The sequence below is a fragment of the Paenibacillus sp. 11B genome (genome assembly GCF_030487755.1).
GTDB classification, from domain to species: Bacteria; Bacillota; Bacilli; order Paenibacillales; family Paenibacillaceae; genus Paenibacillus; species Paenibacillus vandeheii.
Map to the genome: position 1 here is coordinate 250,127 of NZ_JAUKNS010000002.1, position 15,256 is coordinate 265,382.

The window sequence follows — 15,256 nt, forward strand, 5'->3', positions numbered from 1 at the left end:
TTAATTCTCTTCCCCACATCTTCACCACTACAGCAGTTCGAACTGAAGCTGAGGTTCAGGTACCTGAGCTTTCCCTTTGGGCTGTTCACCAGCGTATCCCAATTCCAGAACCGCAGCAATACGCTCGTTGCCAAGTACGCCAAATGTTTCAGCACGGCTCCGGTCGTACATCCAGTCATGCAACGTGCTACGTACCCCGAGTCCCTGTTCATAGGCAAGCAAGCGAAAATTTTGGATTAGACAGTATACGGCTGCAAAGTCCTCTTCCCGCTTATGGTGATCCGCCTCTTCCTTCACCAAGACCAGAAGATACGCTGGCGCGTGCTTCTGCAATCCCTGCATGAGTTTCCCATTATGGTTATCGGCAAAAATAAACCGCCATGGCTCACGGAGCCCATCGTTCGGTGCCCATACGGCGTGATTGAGCAATTTAAGGATTAGCTCTTGCGATACCGGTCGATCCAAAAAATCTTTCGGACTATGCATGTCCCCTTCCAGCTCAGACAGTTTCATTTTTACATCTTCCCCTTCCTTTTACGTAGTCTGGCCCTGTAAAACAGTCCACTTCTGCTCAGCGGGTGTTCTTTTCCGGCTTCTTGGCGCTTTGTCAAAGTATCCTATATGAAGAATGCCAACAAATCTTTCATTCTCGCGCAGACCAATTCCTTTAAAAAATCCTTCATGCTGAATCATGGACTCTGTATCCCACAGCATGCCTAACCCTCGTTCCCATCCCAGCAGTTGGAAGCTCTGCATCATTTCGCAGGCAGCGGCATAATTGCGGTCATTAGTCAGACGATCCGGCCCTACAGCAGACATAACAATGACATGGGCAGGAATATCAGTGAATCTCTTTTTAAACACATCCAGCAGTTTTCCCGGAATCAGCTTACCGAGCTTGCTCTGCGACATCTGTTCCAGCATACAGTCCACCAGCCGTTTGCGTGCTTCTGGAGTTCCGGCATATACAACACGCCACGAACCAGCGTCAACGATTGGTTGAAGCCTTGTTGCCCTGTGCAGCAATTCAACAACCAGCTCCTGTTCCACAGGGGTTGCATTACATTTACGAATACTTCTGCGTTCCCTGATCAATTCCACCAGACTCAATCGCTTCACTCTCCTTTGGTTTATCTGGATTCCATATCCATGCTGCTGTCTTGAAGAAATTGATGTATTATTTTCAGCTCTGGTTCCGAATATTTGTCCAAAGAACGATAGAACCGTTCAGCCTCAAGTACATGCAGACGTTCATGCAATTCAAAAATCTTCTTTCCTTGTGGGGACAACCGGAAATAGCTTTCCTTCTTGTTGTCATTCATTTTCGTACGTTTGACGAATCCTTCCTCCAGCAGTTTGTTGCCGATCTTGGTAATACTTGCTTTGGACAAATTCATCGCCTCGGCAATGCCCGTATTGTTAATGGGCTCATGCCTGCCAATGCAATCTATCATATGAACTGCAGTCAAATGCTGGGGGATTTTCTCGATGCTTTCCCGCTGGGCGATACTTAGAAAATGTTCGATTTCCGTATCCTTGTGATTCTCATATACATGTAAAAACCGGATAAATTGGTCATACAGTAACTGTTTTGTTCGATCTTTTGAATCCATTCTGCAATCGCCCCTTATTTACTTGTAAACAATAAAAAAACCTTAAATAATCTATATTATTCACTAATTAAATCTTAAATAGTTTACTTGTTAACAATATATCATGATTGATAACGGTTATCAACTATATTCTCTGGCTATGGAAATTTGGAATGTTAGAGAGATCCATTACCTATTGAACATTTCTTCTTTTTCAAGTACTATAAATTTAAACAATTCAAACGACCATATGTGACTGGCGAACACGGTGAACCGTGAGGGAGCATATGGTTTGTAATAAGCCGTACGCCTGGGCAGAGGTAAGGAATATTTATTTCCTTGCCTCTTTTTTATGTTGAAAGGGCGATGTGAAAATGAGTACAGACACACTGATCTTGAATGGACAAACGGTAGCAGATTTTATGAAGGAAGACATGGCCACAAAGGTTGGCATCCTTAAGGAAAAAGGCATTCAGCCTTGTCTCGCTACAATTCTCGTCGGAGATGATCCTTCCTCAGCGACCTATGTGCGTATGAAAGGAAATGCTTGTGCTCGCTTAGGCGTGCATTCCATTAAGGTCGTTCTTTCTGCGGATACCACCACGGATGAATTGATTCAAGAAATTAACAAACTAAATGATGACCCTTCCGTACACGGTATTTTGCTTCAGCACCCTGTCCCGAATCATATTGATGAAAGAGCAGCTTTTGACGCCATTCGTATCGAAAAAGACGTTGATGGTGTAACGACCCTCGGTTTTGCACTTAATGCTTTTGGAGAAGCCGAATTCCCTTCCTGTACACCACAGGCTATCATGCGTATTCTGGATTTCTACAATATTCAAATTGAGGGCAAACACGCGGTGGTCATCGGAAGAAGTCCAATTCTGGGCAAGCCGGTCTCAGCCATGCTGCTAAACCGGAATGCAACGGTGACAACCTGCCACTCTAAAACTGTGAATCTGGAAGAGATCGTGAAGCTTGGTGATATCGTCATTGCAGCCGTGGGTAAACCCCTGTTTGTCAAAGGAGACTGGATTAAACCGGGTGCTGTCGTTATTGACGCAGGTTATAACAAAGGGAATGTCGGAGATGTGGACTATGAAGCTTGCTTTGTTCCTTCTTCGGCTATTACACCTGTACCGGGCGGCGTTGGACCTGTAACAATCGCAACGCTCATCGAACATACGATTAAATCTGCCTATAAGCTATCTGAAAATGCATAATGAAATAGCCCAAAAAACAAGGTTCCTCCGATTGACGAGGGGCCTTGTTTGTCTTTGAATACGGCTATAATTGAAAATAAGAACATATATATATCTTTTTTTCTCTTTTTACAAACGGTTCATATCTATATTATTATGAACAAGGCATGGGGAAGGAGATAAACATAACTTGAAACCTTTAGTACAGCTGCTGCATTTTGGTTATCATCAAGCGATGAGTTGCATTTTTCCTGTGGCGATCTTTGGAACGTTGGCCCTCTCTAGCGTAATTCAGATCCCCTTTCTTTATCGCTATGATGCCATTCTGCTGATTTTATTAGCAGTGCAATACCTTATGTACCGGAGCGGATTGGAAACACGTGATGAAATCAAAGTCATATGTATATTTCACGTGATTGGTTTGGTGCTGGAGATGTATAAAGTGTGGATGGGATCCTGGTCATACCCTGAGCCTGGATATACCAAGCTCTTTGGTGTTCCCCTTTATAGTGGATTTATGTATGCAAGTGTAGCAAGCTTTATGTGTCAAATATGGCGCAGATTGCGTATGGACATGACTGGATGGCCCGGGTTCACATCTTCGGTTCTGTTAGGTGGAGCCGTCTATATCAACTTTTTCACACATCATTTTATTCCCGATTTTCGTTGGTGGTTGACCGCTCTTGTATTTATTGTTTTTCGAAAAACGTGGATTATCTATCGGGTACGATTAACGACCTATCGCATGCCGCTTACACTCGCTTTCATCATCGTAGGTTTCTTCATCTGGACGGCTGAAAATATAGCTACCTTTTTTAATGGCTGGAAATATCCTGACCAACACGACTCCTGGCAGCTGGTTAGTTTTAGCAAGATCAGTTCGTGGTTCCTTTTGGTTATCATTAGTGTCATCATTGTTGCCCAGCTTAAATATGTCAAAGCCAATCGAAAGTAGGTTCTATACATTTGCAAGTTCTGAAAGATAACCGTTATGATTGTATGGAATGCTGAGTTGGTAAATGAAGAAAATATGAGTAGGAGGATACAATGGAAGACGTTATTTTGTGGTTGAAATATGTATTATTAGGTATCGTACAAGGGGCTACTGAGCCTATTCCGGTTTCTTCAAGTGGACATTTAATTATTGCTCAACGATTGCTTGGCATGAAGCAGAATGGATTATCCTTTGAAATTTTGACAAACACGGCCTCACTGATTGCCATTATGTTTATCTTTCGGGAAGATATCAAAAAACTTATTGTCGGAGGCTGGCGATTCCTAATCTCTCGCAATGCAGCGTACAGAGCAGATTTCATGTTTTGTCTATACATAATCATTGGTACTCTCCCTGCTGCGATCGGAGCTGTGCTATTCAAGGATAAAATCGAAGAAATTTTCACTTCTGTTTATACGGTTGCGATTAGTTTACTGATCACCGGGGTTGCTCTGTGGCTCATTCGAAACCTTCGCGGGCGGAAAAGAGATGGCGATTTGTCGGTGAAAGACGCAGTACTGGTAGGTCTGGCTCAGGCCGTGGCTCTTATTCCGGGGATAAGCCGCTCTGGTGCAACAGTCATTGCATCGATCGCTGTCGGGATGAAACAGGAAACGGCTTTGAAATTTTCCTTTATGCTCTATATTCCAATTAGCATCGGCGGGGTAATATTAGGTGCATCTGACATCGTAACCGATCCGCAGCGTACACAGCTAGCTATACCTTACATTTTAGCGTTCATCACTACGCTTATCGTTACCTACTTCTCAATGAGATGGTTTATGGGAATTATGGCTAGAGGGAACCTGATTTATTTTTCATACTATTGCTTCGCAGTCGGAATTCTTTTACTTATTTTTTTGTAAAACAGGAGATCCATTTAACGTAAAAGGGAACAACCTCTAATCAAGAGGTTGTTCCCTTTGTATTGTCCTCCACACGTTCATTTCTTAACTCTCTCCAAGAACCATGGAACCCATATCATTCGGATCTTCAATTTGTTTATGGATTACAAGCTCTCCTCTGTCGTTGAATCCCTTGATTTCATACGGAATAGTTGCAGACGAGGGCAGGAATATAAACCAGATTGTGCTGTCAGGGCCCACCTCCACCAGCTTAGCTTCGGTAGCCACTGGTTTCTCATTTTCTTTGAACTCGACGGCAACACGCTTAATAGAGGGGTCTAATATATGTCCGAACAGCATAGGAAAAGGTTTCGATATATGACTTAATTCAGGTATGCTCATATAATCCAGCGCTGACGTGAATTGAGATGATTCACCAATGGAATATCCGCCACCCCACCCCCACTTCCAGCCGAATACTATTTTCCTCGCATACTCCACCTGAAGATTGCTGCTATTTGCCTGACTCGTTTTTTGTTTAAACAAAACCATTCCCCCGTCTACCGGTTCTTGATGAATGATCTGTAATGAATCATAATGACCTCTAAACCTCTCAATCGCTTCTTCAGGAGTTTTTCCTATAGGAATATGCATGGCTTCACTCATTCCCATTGCCTTGGACATGCGCCAATCGGACAATCCACCAGCCTTGTCATTAACATAAATAAATGCGATGCACAATATGAGGAAAAGTAAGATAGCTATCACTGTAATTCGTCGTTTGCTTCGTTTGCTTCGCATTGTTTGCATTACTACGTCCACTCCTTCAGATAACGCTAATTACTATTCTCCCTGAACAGTAGATAAGGAAACAAGCACTGGACCAGCGAAATCGGAGGCTTCTTCGCCTTTTGGATTGTGAAGACGGAATAAAAAAGCATCACCTTTTTCAGATTTCCAGACCATATAATCGTTTATCCCGTTTTCACCCGAGGCTTGAAGATAAAGCTCAGCGAAACCAAGCGGATGCTCGATCAATTCGCCACTATAATCAGACACCTTGCCCGCTTTTTCCAAATCCTCTCGCCCTGTTGTCTCAAGTTTACTCAGATCATAATCAGAGGGCAGTGGTTCAATATCCACATAGTAGTCCGGATTGCTTGTCAGCGACAAGCGGCCTTTGGCAGCGTCAAAAGAAAATTTCTCGAACACGTACAGTGAAAAACCTTCTCCTTGATACAACGTTGCCGTTTGTGATGTATTGCCCTCCCCTGTCATCAAATCAAAACGTTCTGTCTCCGGTCGTGGCGTTTCAGAGGTTACCTCATTTTCTGTCGTGGGAGTTGAAACCGACTCATTGGTTACAGCGGATGGTTCAGGGTTTGCCGACGGCTCTGTTTCCCCAGAGCAAGCTGTAAGTGCAAGTAACATGACAAACATCGGGATCTTCATATAAACAGAACGAAATTCATTCATTTGTAGTACTCCTTCCAAGTTAATTGTTAATACTTTATTACCCATGGAAGCGGCTGGAAACCCGTATTTATACTTTATAGATTTATACACATACTGTAAATCCCTTGAACTTACTTATAAAATATTGCAAACATCTCCCTGTTCTCATGATATGACTCTCCCCTCCTTCTCCATTCACCACTTGGAAAAGACTCTATTGGGAGAACAAGACCTGCTTATAACAAAAAAAGTCGCCATAATGGCGACTTTTAAGCAAATTAGATGTTGGCAAACTGTAGTAAAATAATTAATTGAATTTATAGGTCCAGAATGCTTCTCTTCCAAATCGATTCCGGATTTGTTCATCATCCAATTCCCGCTTGCCGACAAGTTCCGGCGCCTGGAATTGCGAACGGTGAGCTCGAATCGACGCCATTTTCTCGGCAAGGAATCCGCTCACATCTTCAATCACATCCGCTTTCCCGATGCTCTCCTCATGATTGTTGGAGAATGCACAGCAGTATACAATAGGTCTCTCTTCTGCGGGCAGTCGACCAATCGTTCGCGTAACCGCAGCTCCGGTTGCATCATGATCGGGATGCACACTATACCCCGGATAGAAAGTAATGACCAGTGACGGATTAAGCTCTTTGATCAGCGCCAAGATATGGCCATCTAGCAGTTCAGGGTCTTCAAACTCGATCATTTTATCGTGAAAACCGAGCATCCTTAAATCTTGAATGCCAATTGCGTTGGAGGACTCTATGAGTTCATCCTTACGAATTATTGGCAAGGTGACACGGTTGGCAAATGGAGGGATGCCCATATTACGTCCCATCTCCCCTAGAGTCAGGCAAGCATAAGTGACTTGAGCTCCGCCTTTTATGTATTTCGCCAACGTTCCCGAAGCAGTGAACGCTTCATCGTCAGGATGGGGAAACACAACTAAAATGCGTTGATGTTCAATCTGTTTGTTATTCATGCTTATTTGATCCTCCGCTTTCATCAGAACAATTCCCGACTAAGTTGTAAGGCTACAACCAGCTTTCCTTGACTATCGTGACCAGCCAGAATGAGTCGTTCTTGTTCCAGCTCGTCAATGTGTGTAAGTCCCTCAGCGTATATCCAGCCGTGAGTAGTCTTTAAGCCTACGCGATATGGCCCCGTGCCGGAGATCGATCCTTGCGTATATCGTATGACCGCATTGGAAATGAATGCCGACCCCGGGTGCCTGGTGCTATCGAAGTGACTTGCGTAAGCACCTGACGTGAGTTCGAGGTGTAAATATAGGTCCTGATCCAGAAGTTGATTGATCCGGGATTGGATGTCTTGAGGCTCTATTGGCTGCATGGCGGCCTCCTTTTTAGTAAAAAGTAACGTGCTCCATCCATTTTAACATATGTCCTATGAGAATAAACATGGAATGATTAAGCGATTGTTTTTAGGACTCTCTACTTACTGCTTTCTAAAGAGTCCTCTTCTTTTTGCACAGGTTCGGAGCATTCTCTTCTTAACAGGGCGATCTCATGTCGATAAGGAGCATTCTTATATTTTATTTTGCCAATCGACGGCGTCTCAAGCAGTTTTGGAAGTGACACGAGCTGGGGGTGATGCACGATATAATCCAAAGCTTGAAGCCCGATATGCCCGTGCCCGATGTTCTCATGGCGATCTTTCCTCGATCCCCGCACATTTTTGGAATCATTGATGTGCAGTACTTTCAATCGCTCAAGGCCAATAACCTTATCAAACTGCTCCAGTACCCCGTCAAAATGATGAACAATGTCGTATCCTGCATCATGAACATGACAAGTATCCAGACATATGGAGAGTCGTTCATTCCGTTGTACACCATCGACAATCTGTGCCAGTTCTTCAAAGCTTGTTCCGCATTCTGTCCCTTTTCCGGCCATCGTCTCCAACGAAATCTGGACCTCAGGGTAATTGTCGTCCTGTAATACTTCGTTTAATCCCTGGATAATTTGCCGAATGCCGATGTCTACCCCAGCGTTAACATGGGCACCGGGATGAAGAACAAGCTGATTTGATCCAAGCGAAGCCGTTCTCTCAATCTCATCCCGCAGGAATTGTACGCTAAAATCAAATACCTCTCGTTTGTAGCTATTAGCCAAATTTATCAGGAACGGAGCATGCACAACAATGTTGGAAATGCCCTGCTGCTTCATGTGCATATGGCCTGCTTCTATATTATATTGCAAAATAGGTTTTCGTTTCGAATTCTGCGGTGCCCCGGTGTACATCAGAAAAGTAGATGCACCATAAGAAGCGGCTTCCTTACTCGCCTGCAGAAGCATCTCTTTCCCGCCAAAGGATACATGAGATCCAATGAGCAGATCACACTTTTTCATTACCAACCACTTCCTCTTTGGATTCCATCATTTCATTATCAGTGAAATCTGATGAATTGGCTATTGGGAAATGGCGGTGGTGAAGGAGATCTGAGGAAGGCAAAAAAGCCGCCGATTGGCGACTCTTTTATACACCTCAATTCTCGTAACAACTGTTTCATTCTTGATTTTCATGCTGCTTTCTCAAGGAGAAACGGATACGTTATCGAAATGCGTGTGCTTATTTGCGGTTCTGACACCGATTTTGCCATGTGTGAACGGATTCAAGCTGTTGTCGGTATAGTCGATCTTCGGATTGACCATATCGTCGACAAACACCTTGATGTTGGTGCCCTTAACGACAACTTTCATATGATACCAGGTATTGGTTGAATACGATTGCGCATTGCTCTTGAGCAGCGCCCAATTATAATTCATCTTGCCCAGACTGACTCCGCTTGTAGTCAGATAGGCGTAATATCCTTGTAAAGCATCATAATTGTTCTGGCCTCGCTCCGTACCGTGGGATGCATTGGATACTCGGACGAGCAAGCCCCCGTCACCCCCTGTATCGATCATCTTGATATCGGACTCCACCGTATAATCTGCCCATTGCGAATCCCCGATTGTAGATTTGGCAGGCCCAGTGCTCGCTGCACTGTATTCACCGTTCTCTACCGCCCAGGTTCCTTCAAACCGGGTCCATCCATTATCGCCCCCGTCGTTAAAATTATCGCTTACGCTGGTCACATCGACATTTTTATGAAACGTCATTCTTGAGAAATCGGCCTCACCTGTTACGAATTCAACCTTTAATTCCCGCTGCCCTGCATTTAAATAGACCTTTTTCTTGGATATGTTTCTCCAGTTCTCCCAGTCACCCGTATTAGGTACATTGACGATACCTGTCAAGTCGGTCGCACCATCCCACAGCCGAATTTGAGCCCCGTCCAGCGCGGTAGCCATGCGAAAATCAATATCATAATATCCACTTGTCTCTACGTTCACTTTGTATTTATACCATTCTCCGGTCTGGTTCCAGCCTAAGTTGAACAGTGCTTCACTATTTAGACGAATATCACCGGCATCGGTCCGATAAGCCCCACCAAGATTAGCAGGCGTTGTATCGTGATAAGCGACACCTTCGCCACCTTTCATATAATGAACAGCCTCGATCGTGCCCGGAATCGGCTTGGAAGCGTTCCATGCACTGCTTCCATTCACATCGTTATTAAAGGCAGTGTAGCCGAAATCCGCATGCGTATCCTCTGTTAGAACACCGATTTTGCCTGCTCCTACATTGGCGGAACGCATTGCTTTGAACATGCCGTCTACATAGTATTTAAACGTAGATCCCGACTTCTCTATGCGTATGTTATGCCATTTCGAATAATTGAAGTCCGCGGGCAAATTGAATGTTTGCCAAGCCTGATCCACTCCGTTAACCCGGAAAAATGTTTCCAGTCTCTTGTTCTTTGAACTGATCAGTGCAACACCATAATTGTTCTCATCCGTATAGGAGAATGTAGCGCCATATCTCGGATTGGTGGAAGTTCCCCGATTCATTTCCTTCATGTTAAATTCTGCCGTATAATCGGACGCGCTGGTTGAAGCAGTCACTTGTTTGTACCAAGTTGAGCTGCCCAATGAATTTTGCCACATGAGCTCCTGATTGAAGATGCCCCAATTACCACCGTTCACGTTGTTCCAATTGCTCCCGATGGCAGAACGATCGAAGTAGTCGTAGAAAACAGGCATTTCCGGATTGGGTTGATCCGTTGAAGTTGGACCAAGCACGATCATCTTATCGTTGTTCCATACAATTCGGTCCATGTTCAGATGCCGCAGTGGTCCAATTATTCCGTTACCTTCCAAATTATGATACATCATATAGTGAGTGTCCAGATTGGGTCCCGTTACTACGGTATTGTGTCCCAATCCCACGGTTGGGCCTTCCGTACGTATTAATACCGGGTTGGTGCTATCAGTCACATATCCGGATCTCGGACCTGTGGTGCTAACCGCCACATCCACCCGATATCCTTTGCTAAATACGTGGTTGCCTGTATAGGTCATATAGTATTTTCCATTCCGTTTGAAGACAGTCGAGCCCTCCGTCCAGCCTCCCATGCCCACTCCTGTTGACGCACTCGTTCCGATCTGAGTGGGGCTGCTCATCGGTGCAGCATCGATGCGGCCTTGCGCGGCATGATAGAAGCTGAACGAGCCATCATCGTCAATGAACACATTACCGTCAATCGACTTTCCAAGATTGCCAGTCACTACATTGAAAGGTCCGGTAGGACTCGTGCTGCTCAGTACGTAATGCCCCTTTCCGGCAGGAGATGTATACATGTAGAACATTCCGTTCCAGTAAACGACTTCAGGAGCATAAGCTCCATGCGTAATGGGATCTGTTGCAGCCAAGCCGCGGTACGACCAATTCACCAAGTCTTTGGAGCTCCATACTTTGACACCATCGTCCGTATCTCTTGTACTTACATACAGATAATAGTATCCATTAAATTTCAATACATAGGGATCTCCCAATCCGTATTGTCCCCATTCATCCGGTAACGTTTGTGGATTTTGATACGCTGTGGCTGTGATCGGCACCGAAGAAACCATTAATAAAATGACCATCAGCGTGAACATGAATCGACTCTTTCTCACGTTATTTCCTCCTAGTCCGTGTTTTGTTATCGCTTACAAATACATCGAAATTCTCAACATGCGTTTGCATTCTTACGTCTTGAAGGTCTTGTTCTCATCTACCATCGATTAACCGTCATAGCAGTAAGCGCAGAGAAAATTCAGACTCTTCAGTCGGTGTTAAAATCTAGCATAAAGTAAGCCGTTACAAATAGAAATAACATTTCGTTGTCATTCATTTGGCATTTTGTTGGAAAAAAGTGCTTATCTTTAATTTAAAGCTCGCTCGTTCATACAAACAAAAAAAGGACAGTCCCTAGCCATTTTATGACTTGGGACAGCCCCTTCGAATGATGTGAACGATAACTATTGCAAATTTGCGGTGGTAACATCCTTCCAATGATCATTCGTTTCTATTTCAGCATTATTGCCAACAAAAGCACCCCTTGCCTCCGAATCATCCATTAATTGATATCTCATCCAAGCTGTCAAATAACCTCGATGCTGACCGCCATCCTGCTCTATCGCTGTATGTGCAGCGCCTTTAGCCATAGCCATTAAGGCCGGAAGATCCGAGTTGGCATTACGTAAGGCCAATTGGTTGGAAGCTGACGGGGAGATGATAAAATCTCGGGTCCCTCCCATAACAAAAAATGGAACCTTCAGCGCTGAAGTATTATACACGTCCTCTGGATCACAATATTTCAGGTCGGGCAGAGCAATCGATACAATCGTTCTGATGAGATTACCGTTCTCAAAATTCGTATGAGCATTAATGACGCCCGTTGACCCCTGCGAATGTCCTGCCGCTGCAATTCGATCCTTCTGAACCCTCTTGTAAAACGGGCTGACAGCTGCTTCATTTTCACTGAGCATATATTCAATGGCAGCCATAATTTCTTTACCTGTGCCCGTGGTTTGGCTGTATGTATCGATGACAATAAATCCCCAACCGGCCAGGTGTCTTAACAACTCATCATAATTATCAGGCAAAGCTCCCGTTCCGTTGCCCCAAGCAATGAGTGGGTGCGAGACATCCGTTGATTGCGGAGAATAAATCCTGTACAGCTTCTCGCCTTGTTCGTCCTTGACCTCCATTGTATCTACCTCGTACGTACCGGGTAGAGCATATCTCTCTTCAACACTTCCGGTTTCGAAAGTAGCCGATACCGAATTTACGAGGATGAAGGATAGTACGCAAAAAGCAGCAATCAAAATAACGACAACACCTGTTATCCATAGAAACCACTTGCTTCGGATTACCTTTTTCACTTGTGGCATACAATCTCCTTTAAAGATGCGTTAGGTGGATTCTTCTTTAGCATCTTCCTTCTGTTCTGAATAAAGAACGAATTCATATTTATCCCCATTGATCTGATCGTGATAGAACATAATCTTTCGATTTAAGATATCCAGATTCTCTTGCAATGCTTGAATTTCCTGTTCTACTTTGCCCTTACGCTGTTCAAGCAAATGAAGTCTATCATACATCGTCTCCTCACCCATGGCACGCCATTCAGTATATTGTTTTAGCTCTACCATCGACATTCCCGAATTTTTCAAATGTAGTAAAAACCGAACCCATCCGATATCTTGATCTGTATATTCCCGTAGATTATTTCCATCTCGCTGGGGAGTAAGTAAACCTTCCATTTCATAATATCTGAGCGTGCTTTTATTAATACCAATAATTTCAGCAAATTCTCCAATGGAATACGTCATAGCATCAACCTCAGTTTCCTAGATTCGTTTCTCCCTCTAGTATACACTTCTACAGTTTGAACAAAACTAAAAATAGTGTCTTGACTTAAAGTTCACTTTAAGGCCTATACTTCGTCATGTGCACATTGAAATGAATTGGAGGTAAAGAGCTTATGCCCGAAAAACAAACCGCCGGCCGAGAATTACTTGGAGAATTTGCACCGAAATTTGCTGAACTTAATGATGATGTTTTATTTGGTGAAGTTTGGTCCAGAGAGAAGGAATTATCACCTCGCGATCGCAGCATGATAACCGTATCCGCATTGATTGCTGGCGGGAATTTCGAACAGTTAACTCCTCATTTTCAAAAAGCAAAAGCAAACGGAGTAACCAAAGAGGAAATTGCGGAAATTATCACTCATCTTTCATTTTATGCTGGATGGCCGAAAGCTTGGTCAGCATTTAATATCGCAAAAGAAATCTACAAACATTAAGAGAAAGCAGGGTTCAATTATGACAAATGAAGAATTACAGAAGACCGCCATCTTTCCGTTAGGGCAAAAAGTTGATGCAAACTTTATCGGGGATGCATACTTACAAATGATCTTTACTGACCCGACTCCACTTAATGCACCCATTGGAAGTGTAACCTTTGCTCCAGGAGCTCGCAATAACTGGCACTCTCATAAAGTTGGGCAAGTTTTGATTGTAACTGGTGGCGAGGGCTGGTATCAAGAAGAAGGCAAACCAGCACAATTACTTAAATCCGGGGATGTAATTAATATTCCCCCTACTATAAAACATTGGCATGGAGCTACAAAAGACAGTTGGTTTGTACACTTGGCAATTACACCCGGAGAAACGGTTTGGTTAGAACCAGTCGATGGTAAGTCGTATAATCAGTTGTAAAAATAAACGCATCGAGTCCATGGATTCGATGCGTTGTTCTGTATTCTTTCAAGACACTCGTAATTTTATTTATTTTTGCTCGACGAAGTAGTGTTCAACTGCAGCTCCCTCCAAGAACTGAAATATGTTTATATAATATTACAATAACCATTTCTCATATAGAAAAAAGCCCGGTTCATCACCGGACTTAACATTTCAAAGGTATTCAAATTATATTTTGATATATTCCACCCATTCCTCATGCAACTCAGTCTCGCTACATTGAAAGATCCCTTCGAAATCTTGAGGATTACGGATCAGTTTGTTTAATGCCTCTATTCCGTATCGCTCAACCACAAATTCCACCATCATATAAGAGAACTGAAAGCCTTTCATCGTTTCAAAATCCCACGTATCGTTATTTAATTCATCAAAAGATGGAATCGACTGGTTGCAAATGCTATCTTCCGTCGAACCTTTAATGAATTCTTGGGACATCTGTTTAGCTTCATATCCACCAATGCCCTGTCTGATCCATTTCGGAGCTGCAGGATTAATATCGCTGATTAGCCACATGGCGAACAAGTGGACTGTGCCTTTCAGAATGGATTGATACGTATGCTCCGGTCCAGGGTTCAATGGAGAGACAATTTTCAGAGTACGCCCTTCATATGTGCCCATAAACCAATTGGGGGCATCAGTTTCTCCGACAGCTTGATGGAACGTTGGCAAATCGGGATAAATTTCAATGACTACTTTTTGTGATGGACGATGTTTGTATTTGGTAGACACTCGTTCAACACTACTGTTGAGTTCATCGAACAAATCTTGATGCACTTTCTTCGTACGATCATTCGTTTCGTGGCTTACACCTTTATTTACAATAGAAATCAGGTCTTGAATAGACATGATGGCAATGTCCCCCCACTCTTTCAGTTCTTTTCTTAATTTCTCCAAAGCCCGGTATAGTCTGTTCTTTACTGCACTCTCCCGCCTTCCAACAATCTTGGATATTTCAGGCAAGGTGCAGTCAACGAAAAAGCGTAATGCAATAATTTCTTGATCAATCTCATCCAGCTTTTTTAACGCGGAGCCAATATCAATTCGGATATCAACATGTTTCGTAAATTCAAGGGAGATGGATTGGGATTCATAATCTGTAAAATCATAAGGAGATTCTTTTTGTCGAGATAACCTGCGATATTCGTTTTTCACCGTATTCTGAGCAATCTTAAAGATCCAGGTGAATAAGTTTGAGGACCCTTTAAAGCTATGAATATTTTCGACCGCTTTCAAAAACACCTGTTGGGTCAAATCATCTGCAACCAACGGATTCAATTTCAGTGAGAAGTATTTACTGATTCTTTGACGATATTGTTCATACGTGTTCTCAAAGATGGTGATGCTTTCCTGTTCATCCGGATAAACAGGTTTCGTGTCATGAGCTCCTGACATGGTGGTGAACCTCCTCTTGATTTACATTTAATTAGACACCGGAGGAAGCGAAAAAGCCACGCGTTAGAAAAAATAAATTTGAGGACTCCACCTCTTATGTATAAATTCTGCTAACTTTTGA

The 15,256-nt window shown here is 43.4% G+C and carries 17 protein-coding genes and 1 riboswitch; of the genes, 5 read left to right on the forward strand and 12 right to left on the reverse strand.

All coding sequences use genetic code 11. The features are described from left to right. Window positions 1-27: 27 nt before the first annotated feature. The 3 genes from Q0V21_RS09650 to Q0V21_RS09660 are packed head-to-tail and all read right to left on the reverse strand — an operon-like array spanning window position 28 to window position 1,613. Window positions 28-513, reverse strand: coding sequence for a nitroreductase family protein (locus Q0V21_RS09650; RefSeq protein WP_301878639.1), 486 nt, complete (start codon window positions 511-513; stop codon window positions 28-30). A 21-nt stretch (window positions 514-534) separates the two neighbouring features. Beyond that, window positions 535-1,101: a nitroreductase family protein gene (locus Q0V21_RS09655; RefSeq protein ID WP_301879533.1), complete on the reverse strand. Its 567-nt coding sequence runs from the start codon at window positions 1,099-1,101 to the stop codon at window positions 535-537. A gap of 29 nt (window positions 1,102-1,130) precedes the next feature. Further along, window positions 1,131-1,613, reverse strand: coding sequence for a MarR family transcriptional regulator (locus tag Q0V21_RS09660; RefSeq protein ID WP_301878640.1), 483 nt, complete (start codon window positions 1,611-1,613; stop codon window positions 1,131-1,133). Window positions 1,614-1,834: 221 nt separating this feature from the next. After that, a riboswitch (ZMP/ZTP riboswitch) is annotated at window positions 1,835-1,915 on the forward strand. A 51-nt stretch (window positions 1,916-1,966) separates the two neighbouring features. Between Q0V21_RS09660 and Q0V21_RS09665 the strand changes: the two genes are divergently transcribed. The 3 genes from Q0V21_RS09665 to Q0V21_RS09675 all read left to right on the forward strand — a co-directional run bounded on the left by Q0V21_RS09665 (window position 1,967) and on the right by Q0V21_RS09675 (window position 4,657). Beyond that, entirely contained in the window at window positions 1,967-2,818 is an 852-nt protein-coding gene (locus Q0V21_RS09665) for a bifunctional 5,10-methylenetetrahydrofolate dehydrogenase/5,10-methenyltetrahydrofolate cyclohydrolase (protein ID WP_094936611.1), read from the forward strand. A gap of 169 nt (window positions 2,819-2,987) precedes the next feature. Continuing rightward, a complete protein-coding gene (locus tag Q0V21_RS09670; RefSeq protein WP_301878643.1) occupies window positions 2,988-3,752 on the forward strand; it encodes a DUF817 domain-containing protein in 765 nt (254 codons plus the stop codon). A gap of 92 nt (window positions 3,753-3,844) precedes the next feature. Then, window positions 3,845-4,657, forward strand: coding sequence for an undecaprenyl-diphosphate phosphatase (locus tag Q0V21_RS09675; RefSeq protein WP_301878645.1), 813 nt, complete (start codon window positions 3,845-3,847; stop codon window positions 4,655-4,657). 84 nt (window positions 4,658-4,741) lie between these two features. On the opposite strand, the gene Q0V21_RS09680 is transcribed toward Q0V21_RS09675, so the two are convergent. From Q0V21_RS09680 to Q0V21_RS09715, 8 genes are all read right to left on the reverse strand, one after another. Beyond that, complete coding sequence (locus Q0V21_RS09680; RefSeq protein ID WP_301878646.1) at window positions 4,742-5,446, reverse strand: hypothetical protein; 705 nt, start codon at window positions 5,444-5,446, stop codon at window positions 4,742-4,744. Between the two features lie 33 nt (window positions 5,447-5,479). Next, window positions 5,480-6,112 (reverse strand): hypothetical protein, encoded by a 633-nt coding sequence (locus Q0V21_RS09685; protein ID WP_301878647.1) that lies wholly within the window; start codon window positions 6,110-6,112, stop codon window positions 5,480-5,482. Between the two features lie 286 nt (window positions 6,113-6,398). Beyond that, complete coding sequence (gene bshB2 / locus Q0V21_RS09690) at window positions 6,399-7,073, reverse strand: bacillithiol biosynthesis deacetylase BshB2 (RefSeq protein ID WP_029881110.1); 675 nt, start codon at window positions 7,071-7,073, stop codon at window positions 6,399-6,401. Window positions 7,074-7,096: 23 nt separating this feature from the next. Continuing rightward, a complete protein-coding gene (locus tag Q0V21_RS09695; protein ID WP_079344516.1) occupies window positions 7,097-7,441 on the reverse strand; it encodes a YojF family protein in 345 nt (114 codons plus the stop codon). Window positions 7,442-7,542: 101 nt separating this feature from the next. Beyond that, the gene (locus Q0V21_RS09700) at window positions 7,543-8,460 is read right to left on the reverse strand and encodes a deoxyribonuclease IV (protein WP_301878650.1); all 918 of its coding nucleotides are present in this window, start codon (window positions 8,458-8,460) and stop codon (window positions 7,543-7,545) included. Between the two features lie 183 nt (window positions 8,461-8,643). Then, window positions 8,644-11,112: a family 43 glycosylhydrolase gene (locus Q0V21_RS09705; RefSeq protein ID WP_301878652.1), complete on the reverse strand. Its 2,469-nt coding sequence runs from the start codon at window positions 11,110-11,112 to the stop codon at window positions 8,644-8,646. A gap of 345 nt (window positions 11,113-11,457) precedes the next feature. Continuing rightward, window positions 11,458-12,372 carry a poly(ethylene terephthalate) hydrolase family protein gene (locus tag Q0V21_RS09710; RefSeq protein WP_301878653.1) on the reverse strand — a complete coding sequence of 305 codons (915 nt, stop codon included), beginning with the start codon at window positions 12,370-12,372 and terminating at the stop codon, window positions 11,458-11,460. Between the two features lie 21 nt (window positions 12,373-12,393). Continuing rightward, window positions 12,394-12,813: a MerR family transcriptional regulator gene (locus Q0V21_RS09715; RefSeq protein ID WP_301247146.1), complete on the reverse strand. Its 420-nt coding sequence runs from the start codon at window positions 12,811-12,813 to the stop codon at window positions 12,394-12,396. 152 nt (window positions 12,814-12,965) lie between these two features. On the opposite strand from Q0V21_RS09715, the gene Q0V21_RS09720 reads away from it, so the two are divergent. Continuing rightward, window positions 12,966-13,286 (forward strand): carboxymuconolactone decarboxylase family protein, encoded by a 321-nt coding sequence (locus Q0V21_RS09720; RefSeq protein WP_079344512.1) that lies wholly within the window; start codon window positions 12,966-12,968, stop codon window positions 13,284-13,286. Between the two features lie 19 nt (window positions 13,287-13,305). Beyond that, window positions 13,306-13,701, forward strand: coding sequence for a cupin domain-containing protein (locus Q0V21_RS09725; RefSeq protein WP_079344511.1), 396 nt, complete (start codon window positions 13,306-13,308; stop codon window positions 13,699-13,701). A 210-nt stretch (window positions 13,702-13,911) separates the two neighbouring features. Here the strand turns inward: Q0V21_RS09725 and Q0V21_RS09730 are convergent, their stop codons facing one another. Further along, entirely contained in the window at window positions 13,912-15,135 is a 1,224-nt protein-coding gene (locus tag Q0V21_RS09730; RefSeq protein WP_301878654.1) for an RNA polymerase sigma factor, read from the reverse strand. Window positions 15,136-15,256: the final 121 nt, after the last annotated feature.